This window comes from Pseudarthrobacter sp. NPDC092439 (genome assembly GCF_044754945.1).
In the GTDB taxonomy this organism is placed as follows: domain Bacteria; phylum Actinomycetota; class Actinomycetes; order Actinomycetales; family Micrococcaceae; genus Arthrobacter.
The window spans coordinates 133529-157613 of sequence record NZ_JBIVQB010000005.1; the positions used below are offsets into that span (position 1 = coordinate 133529).

The 24085-nt window shown below is 65.2% G+C and carries 19 protein-coding genes; 5 read left to right on the forward strand and 14 right to left on the reverse strand.

The annotated features are described in order from the left end of the window. Positions 1-26: 26 nt before the first annotated feature. The gene (gene rpsF / locus ACIQCM_RS12275; RefSeq protein WP_377216330.1) at positions 27-332 is read right to left on the reverse strand and encodes a 30S ribosomal protein S6; all 306 of its coding nucleotides are present in this window, start codon (positions 330-332) and stop codon (positions 27-29) included. Positions 333-836: 504 nt separating this feature from the next. Here rpsF and ACIQCM_RS12280 point away from each other — a divergent pair. The 5 genes from ACIQCM_RS12280 (at position 837) to ACIQCM_RS12300 (ending at position 8152) form a co-directional block, all read left to right on the forward strand. Then, positions 837-3527: an AAA family ATPase gene (locus tag ACIQCM_RS12280; RefSeq protein ID WP_400607167.1), complete on the forward strand. Its 2691-nt coding sequence runs from the start codon at positions 837-839 to the stop codon at positions 3525-3527. Positions 3528-3680: 153 nt separating this feature from the next. Next, positions 3681-5222 carry a sugar transferase gene (locus ACIQCM_RS12285; protein ID WP_400607165.1) on the forward strand — a complete coding sequence of 514 codons (1542 nt, stop codon included), beginning with the start codon at positions 3681-3683 and terminating at the stop codon, positions 5220-5222. Positions 5223-5244: 22 nt separating this feature from the next. Further along, on the forward strand, positions 5245-6339 hold the full coding sequence (locus ACIQCM_RS12290) for a Gfo/Idh/MocA family protein (RefSeq protein WP_400607162.1): 1095 nt from the start codon (positions 5245-5247) through the stop codon (positions 6337-6339). After that, a complete protein-coding gene (locus ACIQCM_RS12295) occupies positions 6336-7499 on the forward strand; it encodes a DegT/DnrJ/EryC1/StrS family aminotransferase (RefSeq protein ID WP_400607160.1) in 1164 nt (387 codons plus the stop codon). Before ACIQCM_RS12290 ends, ACIQCM_RS12295 begins: the two co-directional genes overlap by 4 nt. Further along, a complete protein-coding gene (locus ACIQCM_RS12300; RefSeq protein ID WP_400607157.1) occupies positions 7496-8152 on the forward strand; it encodes a NeuD/PglB/VioB family sugar acetyltransferase in 657 nt (218 codons plus the stop codon). Before ACIQCM_RS12295 ends, ACIQCM_RS12300 begins: the two co-directional genes overlap by 4 nt. Before the next feature lie 99 nt (positions 8153-8251). On the opposite strand, the gene ACIQCM_RS12305 is transcribed toward ACIQCM_RS12300, so the two are convergent. The 13 genes from ACIQCM_RS12305 to ACIQCM_RS12365 all read right to left on the reverse strand — a co-directional run bounded on the left by ACIQCM_RS12305 (position 8252) and on the right by ACIQCM_RS12365 (position 24077). After that, positions 8252-8866 carry an HAD family hydrolase gene (locus ACIQCM_RS12305; RefSeq protein ID WP_400607154.1) on the reverse strand — a complete coding sequence of 205 codons (615 nt, stop codon included), beginning with the start codon at positions 8864-8866 and terminating at the stop codon, positions 8252-8254. Next, positions 8863-9984 (reverse strand): ABC transporter ATP-binding protein, encoded by a 1122-nt coding sequence (locus tag ACIQCM_RS12310; RefSeq protein WP_400607153.1) that lies wholly within the window; start codon positions 9982-9984, stop codon positions 8863-8865. The genes ACIQCM_RS12305 and ACIQCM_RS12310 overlap by 4 nt, the downstream gene beginning before the upstream one ends. Before the next feature lie 2 nt (positions 9985-9986). Next, positions 9987-11282: an extracellular solute-binding protein gene (locus tag ACIQCM_RS12315; RefSeq protein WP_400607151.1), complete on the reverse strand. Its 1296-nt coding sequence runs from the start codon at positions 11280-11282 to the stop codon at positions 9987-9989. A 56-nt stretch (positions 11283-11338) separates the two neighbouring features. Continuing rightward, positions 11339-12169 carry a carbohydrate ABC transporter permease gene (locus tag ACIQCM_RS12320; protein WP_400607148.1) on the reverse strand — a complete coding sequence of 277 codons (831 nt, stop codon included), beginning with the start codon at positions 12167-12169 and terminating at the stop codon, positions 11339-11341. Further along, positions 12166-13080 (reverse strand): carbohydrate ABC transporter permease, encoded by a 915-nt coding sequence (locus ACIQCM_RS12325; protein WP_400607146.1) that lies wholly within the window; start codon positions 13078-13080, stop codon positions 12166-12168. Before ACIQCM_RS12325 ends, ACIQCM_RS12320 begins: the two co-directional genes overlap by 4 nt. Next, the gene (locus ACIQCM_RS12330; protein WP_400607144.1) at positions 13077-15236 is read right to left on the reverse strand and encodes a PQQ-binding-like beta-propeller repeat protein; all 2160 of its coding nucleotides are present in this window, start codon (positions 15234-15236) and stop codon (positions 13077-13079) included. The genes ACIQCM_RS12325 and ACIQCM_RS12330 overlap by 4 nt, the downstream gene beginning before the upstream one ends. 50 nt (positions 15237-15286) lie before the next feature. Next, positions 15287-16162: a MurR/RpiR family transcriptional regulator gene (locus tag ACIQCM_RS12335; RefSeq protein WP_400607142.1), complete on the reverse strand. Its 876-nt coding sequence runs from the start codon at positions 16160-16162 to the stop codon at positions 15287-15289. Positions 16163-16279: 117 nt separating this feature from the next. Next, positions 16280-17587, reverse strand: coding sequence for a M18 family aminopeptidase (locus ACIQCM_RS12340; RefSeq protein ID WP_400607141.1), 1308 nt, complete (start codon positions 17585-17587; stop codon positions 16280-16282). A 22-nt stretch (positions 17588-17609) separates the two neighbouring features. After that, positions 17610-18443 (reverse strand): ABC transporter permease, encoded by an 834-nt coding sequence (locus ACIQCM_RS12345; protein WP_400607138.1) that lies wholly within the window; start codon positions 18441-18443, stop codon positions 17610-17612. After that, positions 18440-19363 (reverse strand): ABC transporter ATP-binding protein, encoded by a 924-nt coding sequence (locus tag ACIQCM_RS12350; protein WP_400607136.1) that lies wholly within the window; start codon positions 19361-19363, stop codon positions 18440-18442. Before ACIQCM_RS12350 ends, ACIQCM_RS12345 begins: the two co-directional genes overlap by 4 nt. Positions 19364-19509: 146 nt before the next feature. After that, positions 19510-21006 (reverse strand): bifunctional phosphatase PAP2/diacylglycerol kinase family protein, encoded by a 1497-nt coding sequence (locus ACIQCM_RS12355; RefSeq protein WP_400607133.1) that lies wholly within the window; start codon positions 21004-21006, stop codon positions 19510-19512. Between the two features lie 31 nt (positions 21007-21037). Beyond that, the gene (locus ACIQCM_RS12360) at positions 21038-22255 is read right to left on the reverse strand and encodes an MFS transporter (protein ID WP_400607131.1); all 1218 of its coding nucleotides are present in this window, start codon (positions 22253-22255) and stop codon (positions 21038-21040) included. A 139-nt stretch (positions 22256-22394) separates the two neighbouring features. Further along, on the reverse strand, positions 22395-24077 hold the full coding sequence (locus tag ACIQCM_RS12365; RefSeq protein ID WP_400607128.1) for an ABC-F family ATP-binding cassette domain-containing protein: 1683 nt from the start codon (positions 24075-24077) through the stop codon (positions 22395-22397). Positions 24078-24085 lie beyond the last annotated feature (8 nt).

Sequence of the window (24085 nt, forward strand, 5' to 3'; positions counted from 1 at the left end):
GGGTAAAGAATGAAGATGGCGCTGAATTACTCAGCAACAACCTTCTGCTCTTCGGGGCGGGTGATCTTGGTGCGCATGATGGTCTCGTTAAGAGACAGCTGGCGGTCAAGTTCCTTGGCGGTTTCCGGCGTAGCGGTGAAGTTCACCACGGCGTAGATACCTTCGGACTTCTTCTTGATGTCGTAAGCCAGGCGACGACGGCCCCAGATGTCAACCTTTTCGATGGTTCCACCATCGTTGGTGATGACGTTCAGGAACTTCTGAAGCGACGGCTCAACGGTACGCTCTTCGACCTCGGGGTCGATGATTACCATCAATTCGTAAGGACGCATATGTGAACCCACCTCCTTTGGGCTAAGCGGTTACGGCATTTCCGTAACAGGAGGTTCATTTGCGATTCCGTGCCATGGCCGGCCACCGGAACGGAAGCAGGACGCAGCACAGACTTCAATATCTTAGTCCATTTGGACCCCATAACGCGATTCGCGCTTGACTCGAGCCTAGCCTCCGTGCCACACAGCCGCCCGCCGAGGCTCCGGCTATGTGGATAACGTGACGCAAGCCATGCCGGCGTCCGCTTCCCGCGGCCCACCCCAGCGTCCCCGGTCGCGCAGGAATCCAAGTAGTAGGGCGCCGAAAATAGAGTACTCGGGGGCCAGGAGTTCGCTGGTGCGCCCGATGATTGCCCACTATATTGACGTGACGGCTGGGTACCGCGCTGGACGCAACGAGGCGGCCAGGAACAATTAGGCCCGAACGGCCAGACCAGTGGCAGCAAGGGTCATAACAACGTACGAAGACAGCATCGGTCTCCTTCTTCGATGAGTGGGGGCCCCATGCCGTTGGTAGGTCGAAGCAAGGAACTGGACCGCATTCTTGCCGTGATTCGAGGGCCGCGGGATTCAGCTCTCGCCGTGGTGGGGCCGCGCGGCGCCGGAAAATCCGCCCTGCTCGCCGAGATCCCCTCGGTATGCGATTACCGGACCGTATTCCTTAACGCCAGCGCCTCTGAGTCCGAGTGGCCACTGTCCGGTCTTACCGCTCTGCTCAACGGCCTGGATGACCCCGTCCTGAACCGGGTTGCCGAGGAAGTTCTCAACGATGCCACGGGCTCAATGGACCTGGCGACTGTTTCCACCATGCTCCTCAACGCAGTCCACCAGCGGTCGTCGTGCCGGACGGTCATCGTGATCGATGATGCCGATCAGCTGGACCCGGGCAGCCAGGCCGTGATCGGATACCTGGCCCGCCGCCTGGCCGGCACGGACATCGCATTATTCGTCGGGCTCCGCACCGACGCTCCGGGCAGCGCGTTCAGCGGCTTGCCGGTCATGCAGCTCGAGGCGCTCGGCCACAGCGACTTGGTCCTGATGCTGGAAGCGATCCCCGCACACCACGCAACGCCGGCATCGGCCCATGCAGTTGCCGCAGTGGCTCAAGGGAACCCCCTTGCCGCCGTCGAGCTTTATCAGCGGCTGCTGGAACGGCAGGCGGAGGGGGAGTATGCGCTGCCCGTGCCACTGCCCGGCAAGGGCTGTTTCGAAGGGGAGTTCGCGTTGGTGGTGGGCCGCCTTTCCCCCATCGCCCGCCGGGTGCTGGAGCTCCTGTCGCTTTCCTACCGAAGCGAGATCACCACGCTCGAGAAGATCTGCCCCGACGTGTGGGCGGGCGTGGAAGAGTTGCTCACCAGCGGCGCGGTGAGCCGATCCGGGTCCTGCCTTCAGATATCCAACCAGCTGCTGCGGGGGCATGTATTTGCCGAAACGCCGCCGGCATCCCGGACTGCGGATCATCGCGCACTGGCCGAGGCTGCTGAAGACACAGACCCCTACGGCAGGCGGTGGCATCTTAGCTTCACCGCCCTCGAACGGCAGACAGCTTTTGGCCTCCTGCGCTACGCCATTGAGCTGATTCGCGCCGGAGAAGTGCCGTTCGCGCTGGAATATGTCGAACGCGCCCTGACGATCAACCCCTGGGAAGCGGAGACGGCTGCCCGTCTGACAACCGTGGCGGAACTGCTCTTTAACCGTGGCCACCTCGCCTACGCCCAGCGCTACCTTGAATGGGCGCAGCGGGTCACCCGCAATCCGGCGCTGGTCCTGAGGTTGACAGGCCTGTCCTTCGAAATCGCCTTTATGCAGGGCGCTCCGGTGCGCTCCAGCATGGTACTGCGCCTCGTGAAGGAGTTCGGCCGGCACGACCCGTCCTATGCCGCCACCCTGCTGGCCCTTGCGGCCCTTTATTTCGCTGAGCGTTGGGAATTAATGGATGCGGTTGAGCTTCTCCGCTACCCCGAATTCCAAGTCTCGGCGTCGCCTGAATGCCTGGCAATCACCGAACGGGCAAAACTGATTGTCGAGTCCATCAGGGGCGAAATGGGAGCATTCGGCCGGGTGCATGAACCGCCCGGGAATGCGATCCTGCCCAGTCTCCTGGTCCAGGGTCGTGCCCTCAGCTACGCGGAGCGCTACGCCCCGGCGAACGAGGCGTTCACGATGGTTCTCAACTCCACCGAAGCGCATGGCGTCAACTGGCGGGAGACGGCTGCCCTCCTTGCAGCGGACAATGAAATCCGGGCCGGCCACGTCCGCACCGCCGTCAACCTGATCGGAGAGATCGAACGCCGCGACGATGGGATCACGTATCACCGCGGGCTCCGGCACGTCTTCCGGCTCTGGCGGGCCCATGCAATGGGAGACGAGGCATCGGCACAGATCTGCGCTGCAGACGCTCAGCGCTACATAGGCGCCGCCAGCCACCCTGCCCTCACCGCCCAATTGGCTGCCTGGCAGGGCCACTTTGCACTCCTGCGGGGAGACCTGGCCGAGGCCTTGGCCCAGTTGTCCCGGGCGACGGAGATCGGGATGGGCTTCGGCAATCCTACGCTGTTGAGGTGTGAGCCCGACCTGGTGGAGGTGCTGATCCGGCTGGGTCGGCACCGCGAGGCTACACAGACCCTCCGCCGCCTGGAAAGCCGGTCGGTAGGGTTGCGCTCACCGTGGCTCATCATGGCAATAACCCGGAGCCGGGCCATGCTCGCGGACGGCGAACAGTCCCTGCAGCTCTTCACGCAGGCCCTCGAGTCCAGGCCAGGCCGCGAGTCTGTACTCGAACGTGCCCGGACTCTCATGTGCTACGCGGAGCGTTTGAACGCCTTCGGACGGGTCCGGGAAGCGCGTGACGCGCTGATGCGGGCCAAAGTGATGTTCGACGAAATAGGGGCGCATGCCTGGGTCCAGCACATCGACGCGCTGTTGCTCGACGAACGGGTGGAACCTGCCAACCCTCAGGGAAATCCAGCCCTGCTGATCCTTGCCGACCATGAACGGGCGCTTGCAAAGATGGTGGCGCGTGGAATGCGCAACAAAGAGATCGCGGCCACGCTTTTCGTTTCCGTCAGGACGGTCGAGGTGCGGCTGACCGCGATCTACCGCAAGCTCGGAGTTGAATCGCGGGCGCAACTGACCGCCCTGGCGGCAAACAAACAGCAGAGCTCCCCGGAGCCCTACGCACTACCTATCTACTAGAGTTCGCCAGCGGCTTCGGCGGGCACCCGCATTTTCCACAATGATGCGTATACGGACCCACAGCCTCCCTCCGGTATTGGACCCCTAATACGGCGCTGCCGCTAAGTTTGCTTCACGGTGCCAGTGCCGGCAGACACTCGGGAAGGGGTCAGGATGACAGGCGTATCTGTGGCACGGAGCCAGCAAGGGGTTCTCCGCCGGGAGATACGTCCGGTCCAGTCTGTACAGGCGGAAACACCGCCAGCGCTAAGTCGAAAAGAATCAGCGGAATGGATCTCCACCCACATCAGCCTGCTGCGCCTCGCCGACTCTGTGCTGGTCGCGCTGGCGGTCTTGGCCGGCTACCTGTCTGCCGGCCCGGTGTCCTTTCCCGCCGGCTCCACGGGCGCCGGAACGGGAACCATGGATGTCGGGATCGCTGCCAGCGCCGGAGTTGCCCTGCTGTGGATGGCAGCGCTGGGGGTCCACCGCACCCGTGACTCGAAGGTGCTCGGTGTCGGCGCGCACGAGTACAAGCTCGTCGGCACCGCGACATTCCGGACGTTTGCAGCCGTGGCCATTGCCTCCGTCGTTTTTTCCGTCGACGGCGGAGCAGCCCTCGTCACGGTTTCTCTTCCACTGGGCATCTGCGCTCTCACTGCGAACCGCTGGGTCTTCCGGCGGAGGCTCGCTATGGAAAAGGCCAAGGGCCACCACCTCTCACGGGCCATCGTGGTAGGCGAACCCGAAGACGTCCGCTACGTCGTCCACCAGATCGAGAAAAAGTCCGGCGTGGTCTATGAGGTACTCGGTGTATGCCTTCCCGGGGCACGCCGGGGGGCGAAGTTCCGAGTTGATGATCATCACGTGTCGGTTCTGTCATCCACCGACGACATCGCCCGGACGGCAGGCACGGTTCAGGCCGACGCCGTTATCGTCGCCGGACCGCTGCCGGGCGGGAATAACTTCATCCGCGAACTGGGCTGGAAGTTGGAAGAATGCGCGGCGGAAATGGTTCTGGCGGCCACCCTCACCAATGTCGCGGGCCCTCGCATCCACTGGCGGCCGGTGGAAGGCCTGCCGCTTATGCACGTGGACATACCGCAGTACTCCGGTGCGAAGCACAGCCTGAAAAGGGTCATGGACATAGCCACGGCGGGCTGTGCACTAGTGGCTTTGGCTCCCTTGTTCCTGGTTCTGGCCGTCATTGTCCGGCTGGACAGCCCGGGCCCCGTCATCTTCCGGCAGGACCGCGTGGGAAAGAACGGCCGGACGTTCGGGATGTTCAAATTTCGGTCCATGGTCGCCGATGCGGAAGCCCTCAGGCCCGGCCTGGAGAAGGAAAACGAAGGAGCAGGAGTCCTGTTCAAGATGCGTCACGATCCACGGGTTACCCGGTGCGGCCGGTGGATGCGAAAGTACTCGCTGGACGAACTGCCGCAGCTGTGGAACGTCGTCATGGGCGACATGAGCATGGTTGGTCCGCGTCCTCCGCTCGCCAGCGAAGTCGAAGGCTACGGGCGGCACGCTCTTCGCCGCCTGTTGATCAAGCCCGGCCTCACCGGGCTGTGGCAGATCAATGGCCGCTCGGACTTGGACTGGGACGAAGCGGTCCGCCTGGACCTGTACTACGTGGAAAACTGGTCGATCGCCGGTGACCTGCTGATCGTCTGGCGGACGTTCCGCGTCATACTCCGGCCCGCCGGCGCCTACTGACCATGGAGCAGGAGGACGAACGATGAATGCGGACACAGGAAAGTCCATGGGGAGGGCCACCGATCCCGGCAAACTCGGCATCGCCGTCATCGGGGCGGGCGTGCGGGGAAGCAGGCTTGCCCGGACGCTGCAGGAGAGCAGTGACTGGAACCTGGCCGCTATCTGCGATCCGGACGTCCTGCGGGCCACAGCGCTTTCCAGGAAGCTCGGCGGCGCCCCGCGCTTCGGAACCATCGACGAAGCCTTGGACTGCGTGCCGCTGGACACGGTTGCCGTTGCCACACCGCTTCGTTTCGTCCACGGAACGGCAATGACAGCGCTGCGGGCCGGTAAGCATGCCCTGGTTGAAAGACCGTTGGGAGACAGCCTGGAACGCGGTCTTGAACTGGTTGCAGAGGCAGAGTCCAACAGCGTCGTCCTCATGGCCAACCATGCCCATTCCTTCACCCCTGCGGTCCAACACATGAGAACGCTCGTCCTCAACGGCTCCCTTGGGGAACTGCTGTTCGTCGATGTCGTGCGGACAGGGCCACTTTCCGACCACGCACAACGGGATGTGTTTTGGGACTTGGCGCCGGAGAGCCTGGCCATCCTGGATCGCGTGCTTCCCGAGGGCTTGAATTCCCGGGAAGTCTCGGCATTTGGAGGAGATCCTCTCGGAACGGGCCGTGACTGCGTGGGCCACGTCAATTTCAGGCTTGGCAATGATGCCCTGGTCCATTTGTATGTGAACAGGCTGAGTTGCGTTACAAGGCACCAGGTGGTCATCGCAGGTTCCCGGCTGACTGTTTTGTGGGATGGCATGCGGCCCGGGAACCAGCTCTCCGTGATCGCCTCTACGCCGGGGCGGGATACAGGCATGCTTCCCGGTCACCGGTGTGAATCCGGGCAGCCCTGTGACATGGAAATATTTCCTGACGCGGTCCATGGACAGGAGACCCATCTTGTAGCCGAGTTCGCCCGGCGTATTCGCGAAGCGGACGGACTCGCATCACCTGACGCGTCAGCACTGCGCGTGCTCGCCATGCTGGACGCGGTGGCAGTCAGCTGCAGCAGGGAGGGCACGGCGTCGCCTGTTAAACCGCCGGCCGCTGCCGGGAAGGCCGTGGAACCATGACGGTGGAAACAGCACTCGCCCACATCGATGTCACGAAACCTTGGCTCGGACATGAAGAGAGCCTTGCCCTCGCTTCCGTCATCGCCTCGGGGCGCCTCAGCCAGGGCCCCCGGGTAAAAGAATTCGAAGACGCTTTCGCTGTGGCACAGGAAGCCCGCCATGCAGTCGCCACCTCGAGCTGCACCGCTGCCCTGCACTTGGCGCTGCTAATCGCCGGTGTTGGCCGGGGGGATCACGTGGTGGTGCCATCCCTCTCCTCTATCGCCGCGGCAAACGCGGTGACCTACGTAGGGGCCCGACCAATCTTCTGCGACGTTGATCCTGCCACCGGCAACGTGACGGCTGAAACCATCCATGCCGCAATCACAATCGAGACGCGCGCAGTCATCGTGGCGGACCACGGTGGAGTTCCGGCTGACCTTGAGCAGATCCGCCTGGTCTGCGACAGGCACGAAATAACCGTCATTGAAGACGCAGCCTGCGCTGCGGGCTCCAGGTACCGGAACCGGCCCGCCGGATCCGGTTCCGAAGTAGCCGTCTGGTCTTTTCATCGCACCAGCATCCTTACAACGGGTGAAGGCGGAATGCTCACCACGAACCGGTCGGACTGGGCAGCCCGGGCACGCATGCTGCGCGAACATGCAATCAGCGTTCCAGGCTCCTCCCGTGACGCCTTCCTCTCCCCCCGGAAAGTTTGCGTGGAGGTCGGGTATGACTACCGGATGACGGACCTTCAGGCGGCCGTTGGGACTGTCCAGCTCAAGCGGCTCCCGGAGATGGTGGACAGGCGACGGACCATTGCGGCGGCTTACTCAAGAGCCCTCGAGAACCTCAAGTTCCTCCGACTGGTGACCGACCCACCCTACGGCACCACTAATTTCCAGACACTGTGGCTGGAACTTCTGCCCGGCTTCCCTGCCAGCAGGGAGCGCCTGTTGGCGAAGCTTGCCGATGCCGGCATATCGGCACGGCGCGGCACCGCTGCCTGCCATCGGCAGCCTGCCTTCCGCTGGCGGAGTACTGATAACGTCCGGCTCCCACACACCGAACGGCTCAGCGAGCACACCCTGTCCCTGCCGGTGTTCCATGAGCTTGATTCCGCCAGTATCAACCGCGTGGTCAACGTCATCCGAAACACGGCGACGCCGGTGACGCCATGAGTGAACTGATCCTGATCTCAGCGAGCGGGCTTGCCCGGGAAGTGCTGGCCATGGTGCGGAGCAGTGGACAGTACGACATTGTGGGGCTGCTGGACGACGACAAGGAATTGGCCGGCGTGACGGTGGACGGGGCACCGGTCCTGGGCGGCATCGACGATGCGGTCAGCTTCAGTCATGCCTTCCTGCTCGTGTGCATGAGTTCCGGCCGGCGAAGGCAGGCTGTAGTCGAGCGGCTTGCGCGGCTGGGGCTCCAGGAATCCCGGTATGCGACGGCGATTGACCCCTCTGTCCAATACCCTGAGGGATGCCGTGTAGGGCGGGGCAGCATCCTCCTCCGCAACGTAACCCTCACCGCAGGTGTGACGCTGGGTGCCCATGTTGTCGCGATGCCGTCGGTGACCTTCTCGCATGATGACGACGTAGCGGATTTCGCAACCTTCGCCGCCGGCGTTTCCTTGGGCGGCGGCGTCCGGATAGGCCGTGCCGCCTGTCTGGGCATGCATTCCAGTGTGCGTGACCGCACGTCCGTGGGCGACTACGCCTCGGTGGGGATGGGTGCAGCCGTTCTAAGCAACGTGCCGGATGGTGAAACGTGGGTGGGCGTTCCAGCCCACGAAAACGACGTACAGGTTTTCGCGCAGGGCAATCACTGAGGAGGGACCGTCATCAATGGCACGCGCAGCTACGGTCCCTTCGCAAAGGAAGCAACCGCGGGCCGTTCCCCTGGGGAACGGCCCGCCGCTTCGTAAACCCTATGCGGGCAAGAGCCTCCGGCCCAGGGCGGTTGACCTGAACTCGTTGAAATCGCGCACCACCAGCTCGGCGCCCGCTTCGACAAGCCGTTCCTCCGGGCAGTAACCGCTAAGCACGCCCACGGGGACGCAGCCGGCTTCGGCCGCACAGCGCATGTCGTACTCCGTGTCGCCGAAGTAGAGGGCTTCGCCCCCATCCCTCAGCTCCGCCAGTACCTGGGCTTTGTCCGCAGCCTCTGTGACAACAGCACCAAAGCGCTCCTCCATGTCAAAGGACCGCAGTTCGGCCAGCAGATAATCAGGGCCAGCGGCCGAAATGACGGCACAGGCCTCACCGGCTGCGGCCAGGTCAGCCAGGAACCCGGCCGCCCCGGTCCGGAGCGGGGCGGCGTGCGCAGCCATCGCTGCGTTCCATTCCGCAATCGCCGCCGCAACGTCGCCGGCCCCCACCCCAAGCCTCAGGAACATCTCATCCATCGGCAGCAGGAATGTCCGGTCGAACAGGTCCGGGCTGATTTCCGGCAGCCCCACCAGCCTCAGGGCCGCGTTGGTGGCATTACAAGCCCGGCCGGCGTCGTCCGCGATGGTGCCATTCCAGTCGAACAGATACTTCATACGGCAGCCGACAATGCTGCTGCAGCCAGTCCCAGCCCGGACGCCATGCCGGCCCGCAGCCCGTTGGGACCGTGGAAGACATGAATGCTCTCCGGAGAGGCCCAAATGGAGACACGGGAATGCAGCTGCGGGCGCTCAGCCGAGCGGCAGGACAGCAGCAGCACAGAGCCGCCCAGATCGACATGCACGGTACGCAGCGGACCGTTGGGTTCCACCAGGATCACTTCACCCTCCGCCGTCCAGGCATCGCCGCGCCCGCCGGCTCCGAGGCGGACGTCCTCCGGCCGGACTCCCAGGACAACGTCACTTTCAAGGATGGTGCCGCCCGCAGCCTGCGATACCTGGCCGAACGGCGTCTCCAACAGTCCTGATTTCGTGCGGGCCGAGGCCAGCAAATTCATTGGCGGAGCCCCGATGAACCCGGCCACGAAGGCTGAGACCGGTGCATCGTAGAGCTCATCCGGCGTCCCCAGCTGGACGATGCGCCCCCTGTCCATCACGGCGATCCGGTCTGCCATGGACATGGCGTCCTGCTGGTCGTGGGTGACAGTCACGCCGGTGGCTCCCTCCTGGCTGATGAGCTGGTGGATTTCCGCCCGCAGTGAGATATGGAGCTGGGCATCAAGCCCGGACATGGGCTCATCCAGGAGTACGACGCCGGCGTGCCGGGCGAGTGCCCGCGCCAGGGCAATGCGCTGGCGCTGGCCGCCCGACATCGCCTTGGGGCGCCGTTCCAGCAATTCCTCCACCCGCATCCGTGAAGCAACCTCGCGTGCCCGCTTTTCGGCTTCCTGCCGGGACAGACCCAGGCCGTGGCGAAGTCCCAGGGTGATGTTGCCCAGGGAGGTCAGGTGCGGGTACAGGGCGAAGTTCTGGAATACGATCGACACGTCGCGCTGATGGGCCGGAACGCCCGCCTGGTCCTTGCCGTCCAGTTCCACAGTGCCTTCGTCGGGATCCTCAAGCCCCGCGATGATTCGCAGCAGGGAAGACTTACCCGATCCGGAGGGCCCCAGGATAGACAGGCTCTCACCGTCGCGGATGGAGAGGCTCACGCCGTCGAGCGCCACAACCTCCCCAAAGCGCTTGGTGATGTTCGTCAGTTCAATGGCTGTCATTGCTACTTGCCCAGCATCGAGTTGATCGACTTGGCCGTGGCCGGCACGACCTCGTCGGCCGGCTTTCCGGTAGCAAGCTGCTCCATCATGTTCCGGACGGTGTCGATGATCTGGGCGGTCTGCGCGCCCTCGAATCCGCCCCATACGGTGAGCGGCTTGTCGTAGGTCCAGGCGTAGCGCATCTGGGGAGCAATGTTGTCGCCCTTGAGAAGCTCTTCCGTGGCGAGCTTGTTGACCGGAATGTAGCTGTAGTCCTTGCCGCTGCTCAGCAGCGAGGCTTCCTTGGTGAGCATCTCGGTGACCATGGCCTGCGAGAACGCGGCCTTGCAGGAGTCCTCGGAGATGACAACCCAGCCGTTGCCGCCTGCGGGCAGTTCACCCTCGGGCCCATTCAGTCCGGGAAGGTCGATGGGCATCCAGTCCAGGTCCTTCGGAGCCTCCTTGACGACCTTGACGATGCGGGACGTCGTGGCCATGTGGAAGGCCAGGTTGCCGGCGACGAACTGCGCCTGGCCGTCGTCCATGCGCACGTTCAGGGACGTCTTGTCCTTGGCAAGGCGGGCGAGCAGCCCAATGGCTTCCCGGCCCTTGGGGGTGTCAAAGCCGAACGAGCCGTCCTCGGCCACGTACTTTTCGCCGGAGGACTGCACCAGTGCCTGCGAGAACCAGTCCGGCAGGTCGTCCGAGGAGATGTTGATGCTGGGCTTGCCGGTCTTTGCCGTCACCTTGCGGGCCGCGTCCTCGAGGGCTGCAAAGTCCTTAATGGAGGACGGGTCGGTGATGCCGGCCTCGGCCAGGAGTTTCTTGTTGACCAGCATGGTAGGTGTGGAGATCTGGAACGGAGCCAGGTACGTGGTGCCGTCCACCTCCCCTGCGGTCAGGAACTGCTTCTGGTATCCCTCCGGCAGGGTGGCCGGGTCAAGCGGTGCGGGGTTGTAGCTGTCGGTCCAGAACCGGAGCTGGCCCAGGCCGGTCATGATGAGGTCAGGCCGCTTTCCCACGGCCGTGTCTGCCACGACCTGTTTGGTGAGATCCGAATAGTTGCCGCTCTGGGCAGCAACCGCGTCGATTTTGAGGCCGGGGTACTTTTCCTCCATGATCTTCTTCGCATGCTCCACCGCGGGTGTGCCCTGGGGTGCGAACGCCAGCTTGAGCGTGGTTCCCTCCGGCTTGCACTGGTCGATGGCGGCAGCACTGGCCACGGCACCGCCGGAACCGGATTCGGCGCCGCCGCAAGCGGACAGGCTTAGGGCTGTAACGGTGGCCAGGGCAGCCGCTGCAAGGATTTTGGAACGCATTGGGGATTCCTTCGTTTGATTGGTTCTGCAGTTAGGGGAGGGGGGAGGATTCGGGGTTAGCCGGCCACTTCAGTTCCGGCCATACCGCGGACGAAGTGCCGCTGTGCAAGGAGGAAGAGGATGACCACCGGCCCGGTGACTACGACGGCGGCAGCTGCCAGGGCGGGGTAATCGAAGCCCGTATCGGCGTTCTGGAAAATGGCCAGGCTCAGCGGCGGCGTCATGATGTCCGGGCTGCGTGCCACCAGGAGCGGCCACAGGTAGTCATTCCAGTGCGTAAAGACCGAAAGAAGGGAGAAGGCTGCAATTGACGGCGCGGAGATCGGGACCACCACTGAGACCAGCGTCCGCAGCGGTCCGAGCCCATCTGTCCTGGCGGCTTCCATAATGGCGTCGGGTACAGCCATCATCTGCTGGCGCAGCATGAAGATGCCGATGGCACTGGTAACAAACGGGAGGACAAGCCCCAGCCGCGTGTCGCCCAGTCCCAGGAGGTTCAGGCCGACGAATGTGGGGATCATGGTGGCCTGGTGGGGAATCAGAAGGCACGCCAGAACCAGGCTGAGAATGACGCCGGCACCGCGGAAGCGGAACTTGGACAGCGCATAGGCCGCCGGAATGCAGGTGAGCAGCTGAAGGACCAGAATCCCCAGCGTCACGGCGATTCCGTTCAGGACGGCCTGGCCCAGGTTGGCCTTCTCCCACGCCCGGCCAAAGTTTGAGAAGTCGAACTCGGTTGGGATCAGGCTCAGCCCTGTGGTCGTCAGGCCCTCAGCGGGGGCAACAGCCGTCCGCATCATCCAATAGAAGGGAAACAGCGCCAGCGCGGCCGCCAGGATGCCGAGTGCGGTGACCAGGGCTGTGCGGATTTTGTTCGGTGATGTCATTGGTTTTCCTTGGTACGCCGCTGACGGCCGATGATGCCGACAATCAGCAGCAGAGCGATCAGGATGAAGGAGATGGCGGATGCCTCGCCGATCCGGAAGTACTCGAAACCCACCTTGTGGGCGGCCGTCATGGCGGTTTCCGAACTTCCCAGGGGCCCGCCCTTGGTCATGACGTTGACGATTTCGAAGACCTGGACTGCCCCGGTGATGGACAGGACCGTCACAAAGACGAGGGTGGGCCGGAGCATGGGCAGAGTGATGGTCCGAAGCTTGGTGAAGCCCCTGATGCCTTCGACCGACGCTGCTTCGTGAATGGAGGAGGGGATAGTGGTCAGTCCGGCCATGAAGAGGAGCATGCACAAGGATGTGGCCCGCCACAGCCCCAGCAGGATGACGGTGAACAGGGACGTCTCCGCTTCACCGAGCCAGTTCACCGGGGCCAGCCCGGCCAAGCCAAGGATCTGGTTGGTGAACCCGCCCTGGAAGGCGAAGATCCATTTGAAGACCACGGCCATGGCCACCATGTTTGCCGTCATTGGAAGGATGAGCGCCGTCTTGGCGAGCCAGCTTCCACGGCCCATCTTTTCCATCAGGAGTGCCAGGAGCAGTCCCAGGACCATGGACGGCAGGATGGTCGCCAGGGCGTAAACCAGCGTGTTCATGGCGGCCTGATGGATCAGCGGATCGGCAAACACCTTGAGGTAGTTGTTGAAGCCGGCGTACTTCCACTGCCCTCCGGACAGCGGAATGATGAAAAAGCTCCCAATCAGGGAAAGCAGTGCGGGACCATAGACGAACGCCAGCAGGGCCGCCAGGGCGGGCAGCAGGAGCAAGTAAGGAGTCAGGGACAGCCGCGGCCGGACCTTTGCCGGAGCAGCTGTTTTCTGCGCCGGGCGCGTCAGCAGGCTCATGATCCGGCCCCCAGGTCAAGCGAAAGCAACCCGCCGTCGACACCCACGGTGAGGTAGCTGCCACCTCCGGCGGCGACCAGGGGCGCGGCGAGGGGAACCCCGACGTCGTATGTCCCCGCCTGGGTGCCGTCCAAGCGGAAACGGCGGAGGACGCCATCGAGCCCCGGCAGCAACAGCGTTGCGCTGGATTCTTCATAGGAAGGCGCCGCCATGACGGGGTTGGCCCTCATGCGGTAGGCGGTCATGGGGAAGGGTGCCACTCCTTCCACCGGCACGTCCCAGAGCTGCGCGCCGCTGTCCTTGGCCAGCATGCGCAGGCCCTTGCCGGTCACCGTGACGACGTATCCATCGGGGGTGATGACCGGCGTGGAGGGACTGTAGCCACCCTCATGCTGCACGGCCCATTGCACGGCTCCGGTTTTCCGGTCCAGCTTGGCGGTGCTGGTGATCGCAGGCACCAGGAAACTGTCCTGGCCGGCGTCGTAAGCTGCCGTTCCGGTGACCCGGAGGTTCCGGGCTGTGTCCCAGGGGTCATCCTGCAGTTCAGGCATGTGCCAAATGGACTTCCCGGTGTGAAGGTCGACGGCGATGGGCGAGTTGGGCGTTGGCCAGAACCCCACCATGACCAAGGCGCCGACGATTGCCGGGCTCGAGTGGGTGACGATGTTGTGATGCGGGGAAAGATCCGTGCGCCGCCAGAGGACTTCCCCGGTGGCCGCGTCCAGTGCCCGAAGGTCGCTCTGGTCCCCGAGCACCACGATGCCTTCGGATTCCACCGGCGACTGCCATGCGAACCGCCGGTAGGGGTCGGTAGAGGGCGTCGTCCACAGCCTGTTTCCGGATGTGGCGTCCAGCCCCGTGACCGCGCCGTTCACTTCAGCCACCACCACAACGCCGCCAGCCAGGACGGGCCGTGTTTTGACGGCGGACGAGGTTGGGGCGGACCACAGGAGCTCGCCGGTGACGGCCTCGACAGCTTCTACCGTGCCTGACGGGCGGTCCTCGATCTGTGAGCCGGCGTAAATCCGGTCCCCGGCAAGGGTGGGACCCGCACGGTGGCCAGCGCCCGCAAGCTGGTGGCGCCAGCGGATCAGGGAACTGCCGGACTTGGCGTCGTAACCGGTAATAGTGGCTTTGTCGACGTCGAATGCGTGGTCCGGATTATGCAGGTAGCGGGCGGGCATGGTTCGGGAGTTCAGCTCCAGGCCGCTGCCGTCCCACGTGACTTCCCGGAACATCGGCGGCGAGTAGTCCAGGCCGGCGAAAAACGGCGTGGGGCTATTGACGTGCAGGACGCCGTCAATGTCCACCACCCGGGACGTGTGCCAGTGGCCGGAGAAAGTAGCCAGCGGCTTGCGCGGAAGCCGGTTCATGATCGGGTGCCCGGGCTGGTCGTGCATGCACAGGATGTATGGCGTTTCCTCCCCCGCTGCCGCGAGGTCGTTACGGAGCCATTCCTCCTGGACAGCGTGGTCCAGCCCGAGCTCGTGGGTGTGCCAGTCCATCACTACGACATGCAGTCCCGCCACATCGTACGAGAACCACCGGGGGCCCACGAGCTCCTCGTAAAGTTCCGGGTTGCCGTCGTTGACGATGTAGTTGTTTCTGGAAATTCGACCGGACCGGCCGGCATGCATGTGGTCATGGTTCCCCGGCACCAGGTTGACGGGCACTGGAGCATCAGCCACCGCGTCCAGCAGGCCGGCGAATTCTTCGGCGGTTCCGTTGTCCACCAGGTCGCCGGTCACGATCACGGACCGGCTTGCCGGAGACAGCTGCGGGAGGTCCTGGATGAACTCCTTCAGCTGGTCAGGCGTCGTCAGGCGGCCTTTGTCGAACGCCCATTCGTCCGGTGCCGCCATGTCGATGTGCGTGTCCGTGATGTGCATGAACTGATATGGAAGCGGCTGCTCCACGGCCTGGAGTTCGAAGACAAGCTCCGTTCCGCCCGCTGCGCCGACTGCCGGAAGCCGCTTGAACCAATGGTCCGTGTGCCAGCCGGTGGGGCGGGTCAGGGTGATGAAGGCACCGTGAGGTTCGACGGCAAAACGGCCGTCGCCTCCTGTTGCCACGACATCGCGGCCGTTTGTAACAGCGATGCCCGGGAGGGGCAATCCGTCAGCCGTGATGACACGTCCGGTGATGATTTTGGGCATGAGGTCTCCAGGATTGGGTCAAACAGTGTCGGGCAGGGTGGGAAGTCCGCTTAGCTGCGGTGGAGCTTGGTGAGAATGTCGTTGCTGGCGGAGAGGGCAGCCATGCGGCGCGGCGACCCATGGGTCAGGAGAACCACGATCGCGTCCAACACAGCCAGGTGCACGACGCGGCTGATCATGGCGTCCACCCGGTACGCCGTTTCCTGGCTGCCCGCCACGATGGACAGGCCGGCCAGATCCGTCAGGGGAGTTCCGGTAAAACTGGTCACCGCCACCGTGGCGGCCCCGGCGGCCTTTGCCGCACCGGCTGCGGCCAAGGTTTCGGTGGTGGCTCCGGTGTGGCTGATAATCAGGCAGACGTCTTCACTGGTCAGACGGCTTGCCATGATGTTCTGGACATGGGCATCTCCGGCGAAGACAGCGTCCACGCCAACGAGCGCCAACCGATAGGCAACATCCGCGGCCAGTGGAGCCGACGTTCCGACGCCCAGCACCAGGGTCCGCCTCGCAGCGCCGATCCGTGCGGCCGCGGACGCTACGTTCTCGTGATCGATGTTCTCCGCCGCAGCCTGGAGCGCCTGGGCGGAGCCCAGGACGACCTTTCGGCTTACGGTTGCGCTGCTGTCGCCCGCTTCAATGTCGGCCAGCTGCACCGTCGTCGAGGGCGATTCACGTGTCAGCACGAGCTTCAGAGCTTGAAAACCGGCCAGGCCCATGCTTTGGCAGAACCGAACCGCCGACGCGGAGGAGACCCCGGTTTCAGCGGCGAACTGGCCGATTGAGCTGTTGATGATGCTCTGCGGCCCGGCCAGGACGGCGCGGGCGATGCGGAGCTCCACTCCTGAAAACGACGCAAGATTTTCGCGGACCGCCTCGAGGAACTCTGCCCTGTGTTGGGGCGCTGGTTTGAACGGTTGCGTGGTCACAACTTGAAATTAGCGGCCCGGTTAAACGGGAGAGAGCCTAAAAGGTTAACGAAGAAACAACTTTTCATAGCAATGTGCGCCATGAAACTCACATTCATCCCGGGGGCCGGCGCCCCCCTACGCAGCCGTCCGGAAGAACAACTCCGCCACTGCCGCGAGATAAGCCGGGTCCTGCACACCGCACATCTCGCGCGCGGAGTGCATGGACAGCAGCGGGATGCCCACGTCCACTGTGCGGATGCCAAGCCGGGTGGCGGTGAGCGGGCCGATTGTGGACCCGCACGGCATCACGTTGTTGGACACGAACTCCTGGTACGGCACCCCGGACTCCGCGCACAGCCGGGCCCAGAAGGCCGCGCCCGGGCCGTCCGTGGCGTACCGCTGGTTCGCGTTGATCTTCAGCAGCGGCCCGCCGTTGAGGACGGGGTGGTTGGCGGGGTCGTGCCGCTCGGGGTAGTTGGGGTGCACGGCATGGCCGGCATCGGCGGAAATACAGAACGACGCCGATATCGCCTGCCGCCGCTGGCCCGCCGTCGCGCCGAGGCCGTCGGAGATGCGGACCAGGACGTCCTCCAGGAACGGCCCACAGGCGCCCGAGCGCGAGTTCGAGCCGATTTCCTCGTGGTCGAAGGCAGCAAGGACAGCGATGGGCGCACCCGGGGAACGAAGCAGGGACCCCGCGTGTGCGATCAGCGCCGCCAGGCCGGCGTGCGTGGAGGAAAGGTTGTCCAGCCGCCCTGACGCGAAGAACTCCCCTTCGCCGCCGAAAACCGCTGGCGCCTGCGTGTCCGCCATGACGACGTCGAACCCTCCGATGTCCGCCGGGTCCACTGTGGCGCCCTGCACGTGCGAGGCGAGCACGGCCAGCACGTCCGACCCGCCCGGGCTGCCCAGCCCCCACACCGGATTCATGTGCCGCTGCTTATCCAGCACGAGGCCCTCGTTGGCGGCCCGGTCCAGGTGGATCGCCAGCTGCGGGAAGCGGAGCATTGGCCCGGTGGCGGTCAGGTGCTCGGTGCCGTCGCGCAGCACCAGCCGGCCGGCCAGCTGCAGCTCACGGTCCAGCCACGAGTTCAGCAGCGGCCCGCCGTAAACCTCCACGCCCGCCTGCAGCCAGCCGAACGCGCCCGTAGTGGGCCTGGGCTTGAGCTTGAAGGACGGCGAATCGGTGTGGGCGCCCACGATGTTGAAGCCCGTGGTGGCGCCGGCGCCCCGCGGCACCACCCATGCCACCAGCGCACCGTCGCGGACCACGAAGAAGGAGCCCTCGCCGGCCTCCCACGGCTCCAGCTCATCGAGCCGGGTGAACCCGGCGTCAGTGAGCCGCCTGGCGGCCTCATGAACGGCGTGAAAGCTCGACGGCGACGCGCTGACATACGCCCCGAGGTCCTGGATGTGGGCGGCGGCTGAGCTGTGAAGAGGCATGCTGTCGAGTCTAGCCAGCCGCCTACACGTCCCGGCGTTTCAGGAGCACCGCGGCGAGCACCAGCGGAACCACCACCCACGTGCCCAGGACGAGTCCGGCCTGCCACGCCTCCAATGTTTCCGGCACATGCTCCACGGCCGTCAACGGTTCAACCGTGTTGCCGGGCAGATACTTGCGGGTCTCCTCGAAGAACTCGCCGGGGATCAGCTGGAAGGCAATGGGCGCCACGAAGAAAAGGCCTACCAGGCTCATGATGCCGCCGGCGGAGTTCCTGAGCAGCGTGCCCAGCGCCAGGCCGATCGCTGCAACAGCCGCAACGTAAACGCTGCTCACCAGAAGGAGCTTCAGGGACTGGGAACTGCCCAGGTCCAGCTTGAGCCCGTAGTTGTCCAGGATGGGCACGGCCACCAGGCCGGCCACCCAGGTGGATGCGGCGGTGACCGCGAAGGACGTCACTGTGACGACCAGCAGCTTGGCTGCGAACGCGGGAAGCCGCTTCGGCACGGCGGAAAAGGTGGACCGGGCCATGCCGGTGGAAAACTCGGAACTCATAAGGAGTACGCCCAGGGACCCGAGGATCAGCTGGGCAAAGGCGATCCCTGAAGTGGGCACGCTGACTGCCAGGTCGCCGCCCTGGGCCGCCAGCCGGGCGGCCGCCTGCGGGTCCTCGGCCGCTGCATCGGCGAACTGGCCCGTGCCCCAGGCGGACAGTGCGCCGAAGCCCACCATCACCGCCGCCGTGGAAGCGATCAGGACCAAAGTGGAAAGAAGGGTGCGGAACTTGATGCCTTCAGACCTGAGCACGCGGAAGAAGCTGGGGCCGGTCAGGGCACGTTCAGGGGCAGTAGTGCTCATTTGCTGACCTCCGCAGCGGGAAGGGAGTGGTATTCGACGTCATCCTTGGTCAGTTCCATGTAAGCCTCCTCGAGGCTCGCAACCAGGGGCGTTAGCTCGTAGACCATAACCTGGTGGCCGAGCGCCACGCCCGCGATCTCCTTGGAATCCAAGCCCTTCACTTCGAGCAATTCACGCTCCGGAGATTCAACCGTTGCACCCCCCGCTGTGAGCAGCTGCGCCAGCCGCTCCGGCTCCTCGGTCCGCACCCGGACCCGTGCCTGGCCTTTGCCCGTAATGATGTCCCGGATGGGGGCATCGGCGATCACCCGGCCGCGGCCGATCACAATCAGGTGATCGGCAGTCTGCGCCATTTCGCTCATCAGGTGGCTCGAGAGGAACACCGTGCGCCCCTGTCCGGCCAGGTACCGAACCAGGTTACGGACCCACACCACTCCTTCGGGGTCCAGGCCATTCACCGGCTCATCCAGGATCAGGACCTGCGGGTCCCCCAGCAGGGCACCGGCAATGCCCAGCCGTTGGCCCATGCCCAGCGAAAACCCGCCGGCCTTCTTCCGCGCCACCGCCTCCAGCCCGGTCATCCCGATCACTTCGTGCACCCCCGCTTTGGAAATACCGTGCGTGGCGGCCATGGCCAGGAGGTGGTTGTAGGCGCTGCGGCTGGTGTGCACCGCTTTGGCCTCCAGGAGCGCGCCCACCTCACGCAGCGGGGCCCTATGCCGGACGTAGGGCACGCCGTTGATGGTCACGGAGCCCGACGTCGGCCGGTCCAGCCCCATGATCATCCGCATCGTGGTGGATTTCCCGGCGCCGTTCGGTCCCAGAAAGCCTGTAACCCGCCCCGGTTCAACCGTGAAACTCACTCCGGCCACGGCGGTCTTGCTGCCGTAAACCTTCGTCAGGCCCTGTGCCTCAATCATGGATAAGTTCCTTTGGACGGCAGCGCGGGGCTGCGGGGGTGGGCAGTGCAGGTTCAGTCCCTACGCTACCCACCAACAGACAGCTTGAGCGCCGGTTTCGCCACGATTCAGGGGTGATTCAGGGACTGTTCAGGGGGCAACCCCCTTCACGGCCGCGGCGAGTAGTACGTGAGCGACCTCGGCGCCACCCGGTACCGGACCCTTCGCACGCCGGCCAGCGCTTCACCGTCCACCGCCAGCGCCATAGGTGCGCCTCCGGCGTCGATCTCCACCTCGGTGGCCTCCCGCAGATGGGTGATGCGGGAGCTTGCCACGGTGCCTGTCAGCACGGACCACAGCAGCCGCACCCTGGCGAACCGCTCATCGGCGGTGATGAGCCGGACGTCCAGCACCCCGTCGTCGAGGACCGGCCGGAGCAGTGGCGCATGGTCCCTCGGATAGTAGCGGCCACGCCCCAAGTACGCGATCCACACCCGGTGCCGGACGCCATCCACTGCCAGGGTCACCGGAGTTCCCGCGGCGAATGTCCGGAACATGGCTACGACGCCGGCCAGCGGCTTGCCCAATGCCGGCGTCAGCTGCTCGCGGCGCCTCACGAGGTTGGGATAAAGCCCGATGCTGGAGGTGTTCAGCATCAGCAGCTCCGTCGTCTCCGTCCCGTCCGGCAGGCCCCGCTCCACCTCCACTACCCCCGTGTCCGCCAGCGCCGCCTCACCTTTTCCGGCGGCCACCACGGCGTCCTTGAGGCTCCCGGTGCCGGCGTCGCGGGCAAAGTGATTGAGCGTTCCGCCGGGCAGGACCAGCAGGGGCAGTGAATGTTCGACGGCGGCCGCAGCGGCAGCGCCCACGGTCCCGTCGCCGCCCCACACACCCAGGGCTTTGGTACCTGGGTGCTTCAGCGTTAGCTCGATTTGCTCCCTCAGATCCGCCTCAGGCCGGACAGCATTTATATACGCATTGGGGAATACTTCGCGGAGGGCGTTCGCGGTTTCCTCCTTGAACGACCCGCCCAAGGTGTTGACTACGATGCTGAGACCGCCACCGCCGGGGAGTTCGGGAGCCTGGGTCCAGGTCCTTGCCGTTTCAGGCGTGGGCGGCTTGACCGGCCACCAGTGGCGCGTCACCAGCGCGGCGCCGGCGCCCAGTGCCGATCCGAACACCACGTCGGACGGCCAGTGCGCACCAGTATGCACGCGGGAGTATGCGACCCCCGCAGCGACCGGCGCCAAGGCGGCCCCGAGGCCAGGATGCACCAGGCCCGCTCCCGTGGCAAAGGCGACGGCAGAGGCCGAGTGGCCGGACGGCATGGACGAACTGGTGGGCTGGGGGTGGACGAACCTGAAAACTGGCAGGTGCTCCGGAAGCGGTCGGGCCCGGGGAAGCAGTGTCTTGAACCCCATGTTGGTTACCGCGGACGCCACGGCCTGCGCTATCAGGCCGTGGAGCGCGGCGCGGCGCGGCTTCCCGGGGAAGGCAGCCATGACGGCCGCCGCCGCCATCCACAGCTTTCCATGGTTGGCCGAGGCGGAGAGCCGCCGGAAGAAGCCGTCGTGCCCGCCTCCTGGGAAACGGGAAACATGCCGGACCAGGTATCTGTCCAGCCTGGCGATCCTCCGATGGCTCCGGCGCCACATGCTCTGCATGCGATCACCCTACTCCCACCGCCGGAGCCGGCTACCTTCCGGTGCCGGTTTCCGCGGTTTTCAGTTCTACGGGAAGCGGCCGGGCTGCGCCCGCCAGCAGCAGTGCGAGGAGGATGGGTGCCAGGATGGCCAGCAGCGCGAGGTGGATCCCGGTGAGATCGCCCAAGTAGCCCAGCAGGGGAGGCCCGGCAAGAAACGACACGTATCCCAAGGTGGAGACAACGGATACCCGGGCCGCCGCATGCTGGGGGTCGTCTGCCGCGGCGGACATTCCCATGGGGAACGCCAGTGCTGCGCCCACGCCCCAGAGGGCGGCTCCCACTGCAGCAAGCCCCACATTGCCTGCGAGGACGAACAGGCAGAGTCCGGCCGCGGCTGCCGCCATGCTGGCCCGGAGAACCGCCACCCGGCCGTATGCGTCGATGACGCGTCCCCCCAGGAAGCGCATGGCTGTCATGGCCAGGACGAACAGGGCAAACATCAGCGCCCCTGTGGAGTCCGAGGTGCCCAGGCCGTCAACGGAGGCCTTGGCGATCCAGTCGTTGCCGGCGCCTTCGGTGAGCGTCGCGCCCAGGACCACGACGCCGACCAGCAGGGTCCGGCCATCGCGCCAGGCCGTGGGGCCGCTGGCAGGCTTCGGTTCACCCGCCGTAACGGTCCGGGCAAGGTGGGGGAGGAAGTAGCGGGGAGCCACCAGTGTGGACAGCAGCACGACTCCCGCAATGGCCAATAAATGTACCGGCAGGCCGACGCCCAGGTTGGACAGGCCCGCGCCGACGATCGCCCCGATGAACGCGCCGCCGCTGAACGCCGCATGGAACTGGGGCATGATGGTCCGGTTCATTTTGTGTTCCACGTCGGCGCCCTCGATGTTCTGGGAGACATCCCAGAGGCCCACCGCGATCCCGAAGAAGAAGAGGGAAACCGCCGTCCCGGGAATGTATGCCGCGAAAAGCGACCCCGCGACCCCCACCGCCGCTGCAGCAGCGAGGATGCCGCCGGTACGCACCGCGTTGGCAGTGCCGATCCTGCCCACCACGAACCCCGCCGTCGGAAGCGCCAGAAGCGATCCAACCGCGGTGCACAGCAGCAGTGTCCCCATCTGTCCGGAACTGATGCGCAGCGTTTCCGTCACAGCGGGGATGCGCGCGGCCCAGCTGGCAAACGCCAGTCCGTTGATTCCAAAGACCACGAAGGTGGCCGCCGCCGCGGCCTTCAGCCCCTGGTGCCGGCCGGTTCCGATGCTCATGCTTTGTCTACTTCCACTGGGAGATTGCGGGTGGCGTCCTGCAGACGCTCTCTCACTTAATGGAGGAAAACAACCAACCCTCTCTCACCCGGCGAGAGAGCGTGCGGCCAAAACGTGCATTAAGTGAGAGAGCGTGGGGTCAACGGGCGCGTTCCACGCGCTTTTCGTCCCAGACCGGTCCGGCAGATTCATAGACCTTCCCGTCCGAGCCGAACACCAGGAACCGGTCAAAGGTCCGCGCGAACCAGCGGTCATGTGTGACGGCCAGGACGGTGCCTTCAAAGTGGTCGATGGCCCGCTCCAGCGCCTCGGCCGAGTGCAGGTCCAGGTTATCCGTGGGCTCGTCCAGCAGCAGCAGCGTGGCGCCGGAGAGCTGGAGCAGCAGGATCTGGAAACGCGCCTGCTGCCCGCCGGACAGGGACTCATATTTCTGTTCCGACTGCCCCGCAAGGCCGTACCCGTCCAGCGCTCCGGCGGCGGCCTCACGGCCCAGGCCGGAGCGGTGCTCGTCGCCGCGGTGCAGGATCTCAAGCAGGGTCTTGCCCAGCAGGTCCGGGCGGACGTGCGTCTGCGCGAAGAAGCCCGGCCGGATGCGCGCCCCCAGCTTCACGGTGCCCTCGTGCGGGACTTCGGCGATTTCGACGTCGGAAACGGGCAGGTGCTCACGCTCCGGGTCGGTGCCTCCCGTGGCCAGGAGCCGCAGGAAGTGTGACTTGCCTGAGCCGTTGGAGCCCAGCACGCCAACCCGGTCGCCGAACCAGACTTCGGTGGAGAACGGCTTCATCAGCCCGGTCAACTCGAGCTTCTCCGCGACGATCGCGCGCTTGGCGGTCCGCCCGCCTTTGAGCCGCATCTGCACGTTCTGTTCGACGGGCAGCGCCTCAGGCGGACCAATCTCCAGGAACTTGGCCAGGCGGGTCTGGGCTGCGTGGTACCGGTTGGCCATGTCGGAGCGGAACGCGGCCTTGTTCTTGTACATGTTCACGAGCTCTTTGAGTTTCACGTGCTCCTCGTCCCAGCGCTTGCGCAGCTCCTCGAACCGGGCGTTGCGGTCTGCGCGGGCCTCGACGTAGGAGCCGAAGCCGCCGCCGTGGATCCAGGCGGACGCCCCGTTGATGCCGGGCTCCAGCGTTACGATCCGGCCGGCGGCGTTGTTCAGCAGCTCGCGGTCGTGGCTGATGAAGAACACGGTCTTTCTGGACTCGTTGAGCTTCTCTTCGAGCCAGCGCTTGCCAGGGACGTCCAGGTAGTTGTCCGGTTCATCCAGCAGCAGGAGCTCGTCCGGGCCGGCGAAGAGCGCCTCCAGCACCAGGCGCTTCTGCTCACCGCCGGAAAGCGTCGACGCCGCGCGGTGCTGGGCGCGGTCGTACGGCAGTCCCAGCGCGGCCATGCAGACTTCGTCCCAGACGGTCTCGACGTCATAGCCTCCCGCGTCTCCCCAGTCCACGATTGCCTGGGCGTACCGCATCTGGCTTGGCTCGTCGTCGTGCTCCACCATGGCAAGCTCCGCGTCGTCCACCTCGCGCGCCGCGGCCGCAAGGGCGGGCGGCGCCGCCGAGACCAGCAGGTCCCGCACCGTGGACCCGTCCCGGACCTGGCCCACGAACTGGCGCATGATGCCCATGTTTCCCGAGCGTCCGACCACCCCTTCGTCCGGGACGAGGTCGCCGGCGATGATGCGGAACAACGTGGTCTTGCCGGTGCCGTTGGGGCCGATCAGCGCGGTCTTGGTGCCGTCCGGGACCTTGAAGGTCACCCCGTTCAGCAGCTGGGTGCCGTCGGAGAGGAAGTAATCTATGCCGGAAACGTCGATATGGGCCACACGTTCAA